Annotated in this window: 5 protein-coding genes and 1 pseudogene; 3 read left to right on the top strand and 3 right to left on the bottom strand. The window is 68.4% G+C overall.

Annotated elements, in window-relative coordinates; translation table 11 throughout:
* The 3 genes from tsaB to MQH10_RS26075 form a co-directional block, all read right to left on the bottom strand.
* Positions 1–579, bottom strand: a 579-nt coding sequence (gene tsaB, locus MQH10_RS26085; protein ID WP_272887167.1) for a tRNA (adenosine(37)-N6)-threonylcarbamoyltransferase complex dimerization subunit type 1 TsaB, incomplete at its 3' end; no start/stop codon positions are given.
* 44 nt (positions 580–623) lie between these two features.
* Entirely contained in the window at positions 624–1,205 is a 582-nt protein-coding gene (locus MQH10_RS26080; protein WP_242566885.1) for a NifU family protein, read from the bottom strand.
* A gap of 25 nt (positions 1,206–1,230) precedes the next feature.
* Positions 1,231–1,680 carry an Rrf2 family transcriptional regulator gene (locus tag MQH10_RS26075; RefSeq protein WP_242566884.1) on the bottom strand — a complete coding sequence of 150 codons (450 nt, stop codon included), beginning with the start codon at positions 1,678–1,680 and terminating at the stop codon, positions 1,231–1,233.
* A 199-nt stretch (positions 1,681–1,879) separates the two neighbouring features.
* Between MQH10_RS26075 and MQH10_RS26070 the strand changes: the two genes are divergently transcribed.
* The 3 genes and pseudogenes from MQH10_RS26070 to MQH10_RS26060 all read left to right on the top strand — a co-directional run.
* Positions 1,880–3,799, top strand: a complete 1,920-nt coding sequence (locus tag MQH10_RS26070; RefSeq protein WP_242566883.1) for a potassium transporter Kup — start codon at positions 1,880–1,882, stop codon at positions 3,797–3,799.
* A gap of 3 nt (positions 3,800–3,802) precedes the next feature.
* Positions 3,803–4,174, top strand: coding sequence for a hypothetical protein (locus MQH10_RS26065; protein ID WP_242566882.1), 372 nt, complete (start codon positions 3,803–3,805; stop codon positions 4,172–4,174).
* A 79-nt stretch (positions 4,175–4,253) separates the two neighbouring features.
* Positions 4,254–4,938: pseudogene (locus MQH10_RS26060) on the top strand (argininosuccinate synthase); the annotation flags it as partial.

The following is a 4,938-nucleotide window of genomic DNA, read 5'->3' as shown; positions in this document are numbered from 1 at the left end:
TCCGGCGGCGGTCGCCCGCCTCGCCGCCGGATCGGCGTGGTCGGCGTCGATGCTGCGGGCGCCGGGCAGGACCTCGGCCACCAGGGGCGCGCCGCTGCCGACCAGGGTCGCGGGGCCATGGCCCGCCAGCTCGGCGAGCCTGGCCTGGGCCACCCCGATCTCCAGGGCGTCCGGCGCCATCAGAGCCGCGCCGCCGGAGAAGGCCTGAAGATAGACCTGGCCGCGTTTCGCATCGAGCACGGCGAAGACCGTTCCGGGGGCGTCGGCGGCGAAGGGTTCGGCGAGGGCTTCGAGCAGCCCCACGCCCACCACCGGGATCGACAGCGCCGCCCCCAGGCCCTTGGCGAAGGCCAGGCCGACGCGCAGGCCGGTGAAGGAGCCGGGCCCGACGGTCACCCCCACCCAGTCGAGCCGATCGAAAGCGAGGCCGGCCTCGCCCATCACCTCGGCGACCAGGGGCGCGAGCCGTTCCTGATGGCCGCGCAGCATCGGGTCGCTGCGGCGGGCCAGCACCCGGCCGTCCTCGACGACGGCGGCCGAGCAGGCGGCGAGGCAGGTGTCGAAGGCGAGCGTGATCATGTCCGCCCGGCGCTACACGATCGCCGGGGTCGCGGGAAGGGCGCTTACAGCGCCTGCTCGACCCGCGTCACCTCGGGCACATAGTGCTTGAGCATGTTCTCGACCCCGGACTTGAGCGTCGCGGACGAGGACGGGCAACCCGAACAGGCCCCGCGCATGTGCAGCCAGACCACGCCCGTGTCGGGTTCGAAGCGGTTGAACAGGATGTCGCCGCCGTCCTGGGCCACGGCCGGACGGATCCGGGTGTCCAGCAGTTCCTTGATCTCGGCGACCACCTGAGCGGTCTCGCCCTCATAGACGATCTCGTCGTCGTGACCGCCGGTCTGGACGCCGGCCGCCTCGCCGGTGAACAGCGGCTGGCCGGAGGTGAAATGGTCCATGATGGCGGCCAGGATCGGCGCCTTCAGATGAGCCCAATCCTGATCGCGGCCCTTGCCGACCGTCAGATAGTCGCCGCCGAAGTGGACGCGCTCGACGCCCTCGATCGAGAACAGCTCGGCGGCGAGCGGCGAGGCGCCGGCCTCGTCGGCGCTGCGGAAATCGCGCGACCCCTCGCCCAGGACGTCGCGTCCGGGCAGGAACTTCAGGACCTCGGGGTTCGGCGTGGCTTCGGTCTGGATGAACATGCAGATGATGTGGCGCGTCTGCGTCTCAGGCGCAAGACCGCGGCCGGGCGCCCTGCGGCGTATCGGCGAGCAGGTCGGCGACCGTAATGGTCGACAGCCGCTCGGCGGCGGCCTGGTCGGCCAGAGCGATGGCCGCCCCCACGGCCTCGGGAATCTTCTCCCCGACCGGACACCCCTTGGCGCCCGCCGGCGGCACGCCCAGGTGCGCGCACCCCGCCACGGCCCGCAGCACCTGGTCCAATCCGATCTGGTCGGCGGGCTTCAGGAGCCAGGCGCCGCCATGGGCGCCGGAGCGGGTGGCCACCAGGCCGGCCTGGGCCAGCATGCCTGTCACCCGGCGGATCACCACCGGATTGGTCGGGATCGAGGCGGCCAGCTCCACGCTGGAGACCGCGGCCTCCGGCGACATCGCGCCGCAATGGGCGAGATAGGCCAGCGCATGCGCGGCCACGGGGAATTTCTGGCTGTCGGCCATGTTCCTTCGAAACTAGGGCGGTTATCGGCGTGTTCAATGCCTAACCGCGCAGGGCCTCAGATAGGTCCCAATCGGTCCCGCGGCGCACCCGACCCGGCGGCCGTCATTGAACCCACCCTGGAAAGGGTGTATCGCGCGCCGCTCATGACGGCATGGGGCCGGCCAAGGGGACCTTTCCGCGTGTTCCCGGAGACATTGGATGCCTGATCCGGCTGGACCTGCCCACGGGGCGGTCGAGGAGTCGCATCACTCCCTTCAAAAAGAGAGTTTCGCGGGCCTGGCGCTGGGCGCCATGGGCGTGGTGTTCGGTGACATCGGCACCAGCCCGCTCTACGCCATGCGCGAAGCCCTGGCCCATTCGCGCCACACGGTGAGCTCCGAGCTCGCCGTCTATGGCGTGGTGTCCCTGGTGACCTGGGCTCTGATCCTCATCGTCACCGTCAAATATGTCGTCTTTTTGATGCGGGCCGACAACAAGGGCGAAGGCGGCACGCTCGCGCTCATGGCGCTGGCCCAGCGCTCGCTCGGCCGGCGGTCGACGGCGGTGTTCTTCCTGGGCGTGATCGGGGCGGCGCTGTTCTATGGCGACGGCATCATCACCCCGGCCGTCTCGGTGCTCGGCGCCGTCGAGGGCCTGAAGGAGGCGCCGGGCCTGGGCCGCACGCTCGCGCCCTATATCTTGCCGGTCTCGGCGGTGATCCTGGTCGCCCTGTTCATGGTCCAGTCGCGGGGCACGGCCAGCGTGGCGAAAGCCTTCGGACCGATCACCCTCCTGTGGTTCCTGACGCTGGCGGGCCTCGGCCTGGTCCACATCGTCGATGCGCCGCGCATCCTGCAGGGCCTGTCGCCCCACTATGGCGTGCTGTTCCTGTTCAACAACGGCTGGCTGGGCTTCGTGATCCTGGGCAGCGTCTTCCTGGCGGTGACCGGGGCCGAGGCGCTCTATGCCGACATGGGCCACTTCGGAAAGAACCCGATCCGCGCGGCCTGGCTGGTGCTGGTGCTGCCGGCGCTGCTGCTCAACTATCTGGGCCAGGGCGCGCTCGTGCTGTCGCATCCGGCGGCGCGCCATAACCCGTTCTTCCAGATGATTCCGGACGTGGTCTATTGGCCCGTCATGCTGCTGGCCACGGCCGCCACGGTCATCGCCAGCCAGGCGGTGATCACCGGCGCCTTCTCCATGACCCAGCAGGCGGTGCAGCTGGGCCTCTTCCCGCGCATCGACATCCGGCGGACCTCCGAGACCCAGGCCGGCCAGATCTTCGTGCCCCAGGTCAACAGCTTCCTGATGGTCGGCGTGCTGATCCTCCTGTTCACCTTCCGCACCTCGCACAACCTGGCCGCCGCCTATGGCATCGCGGTCACCGGGGCGATGTTCGTCGACACCCTGCTGTTCTTCGTGATCATCAAGTCGATGTGGAAGCGCCCGACCTGGGAGGCGGCGCTCGCCGCCGGCGCCTTCGGCGTCTTCGACCTGATCTTCATCTCCTCGAACCTCCTGAAGATCCCGCAGGGGGCCTGGCTGCCCCTGGTGCTGGGCGGGGTGATGGTGGTGATCATCTGGACCTGGACCCGCGGCGCCCAGATCCTGGCCGACAAGACCCGGCGCGATTCCGTGCCGCTCGTCGAGCTGTCGGAGATCCTCAAGGCCCGGCCGCCGCATCGCGCGCCCGGCACGGCGATCTTCCTGACCTCCGACCCCGACCTCGCCCCCGTCGCCCTGATGCACAATCTCAAGCACAACAAGGTGCTGCACGAGAAGAACATCATCCTGACCGTGACCACCACCGAGACCCCCCGGGTCAAGGACGAGGACCGGGTGCAGATCGAGCCGATCAACGACGACTTCAAGAAGGTCACGATCCGCTACGGCTTCATGGAAAGCCCGAACATTCCCAAGGCCTTGGGCCTGTGCCGTAAGCTCGGCCTGAAGTTCGACATCATGGCCACCTCCTTCTTCCTCGGCCGCCGCTCGGTGGTGCCGGCCGCCCAGTCGGGCATGCCGCTCTGGCAGGACAAGCTGTTCATCTTCCTGATGAAGAACGCCGCCAATCCCACCGACTTCTTCAAGATTCCCCCGGGCCGCGTGGTGGAGCTCGGCACCCAGGTGACGGTCTAGCCCATGCCCATCCTCAGCCTCGCCGGCGACGCCCTGTGGATCATCGCGCTCTCGATCATGGCGGGCGGCTCTCGCTCGGCCTGGGGCCGCATCGCGCCCGAGACCAAGATCCCCCTGCAGTTCGCCCAGAACGGCGCGCCGACCTGGCGGTTCAAGCGCAACATCGCGCTCAGCGCCTTTCCGGCGACGGCCTTCGTGGTCGGCATCCTGCTGGTGGTGTTCAACCGCAATGTCGCGGCCGATCCCAGCACCGCCCTGATCTTCTTCGGGGTCCGCGCCACGGTCGCGGCCCTGTTCGCCATCATGCACCTGCGCTGGCTCACCGCCGCGCTTGAGCTCCTCGACCGCGAAGGCCTGCTCAAGCCTCTGCCATAGGGCTTGTGATTTCGCCCCTTTGGCCCTTTAAGGCCGCTCTGTTTCGCCCTCGCGCCCCCTGCCCAAGGATCCCCTCGTCATGGCCGCTCCCTCGATCAAGAAAGTCGTCCTCGCCTATTCGGGCGGTCTGGACACCTCGATCATCCTGAAGTGGCTGCAGACGGAGTATGGGGCGGAGGTCGTGACCTTCACCGCCGACCTGGGCCAGGGCGAGGAGATCGAGCCGCCGGGCCAAGGCTCTGGCCGCCGGCGTCAAGCCGGAGAACATCTTCATCGAGGACGTGCGCGAGGAGTTCGTCCGCGACTTCGTGTTCCCGATGTTCCGCGCCAACACCGTCTATGAGGGCCAGTATCTTCTGGGCACCTCGATCGCCCGGCCGCTGATCGCCAAGAAGCAGATCGATATCGCGCGGGCCACCGGCGCCGACGCGGTCAGCCACGGCGCCACCGGCAAGGGTAATGATCAGGTCCGTTTCGAGCTCGGCTATTATGCGCTGGAGCCCGACATCCACGTGATCGCCCCCTGGCGGGAATGGGACTTCAAGTCCCGCGAGGCCCTGCTGGACTTCGCCGAGAAGCATCAGATTCAGATCACCAAGGACAAGCGCGGCGAGGCGCCCTTCAGCGTCGACGCCAACCTGCTGCACTCCTCCTCCGAAGGTAAGGTGCTGGAGGATCCGGCGGTCGAGGCGCCCGAGTTCGTGCACATGCGCACCATCTCGCCGGAAGCCGCGCCGGATAAGCCCACCGTCTTCACCATGGAC

The organism is Phenylobacterium aquaticum, from assembly GCF_022695515.1.
In the GTDB taxonomy this organism is placed as follows: Bacteria; Pseudomonadota; Alphaproteobacteria; order Caulobacterales; family Caulobacteraceae; genus Phenylobacterium; species Phenylobacterium aquaticum.
Note: the sequence above shows the minus strand (reverse complement) of the source record. Positions and strands in the feature narration are given on the sequence as shown.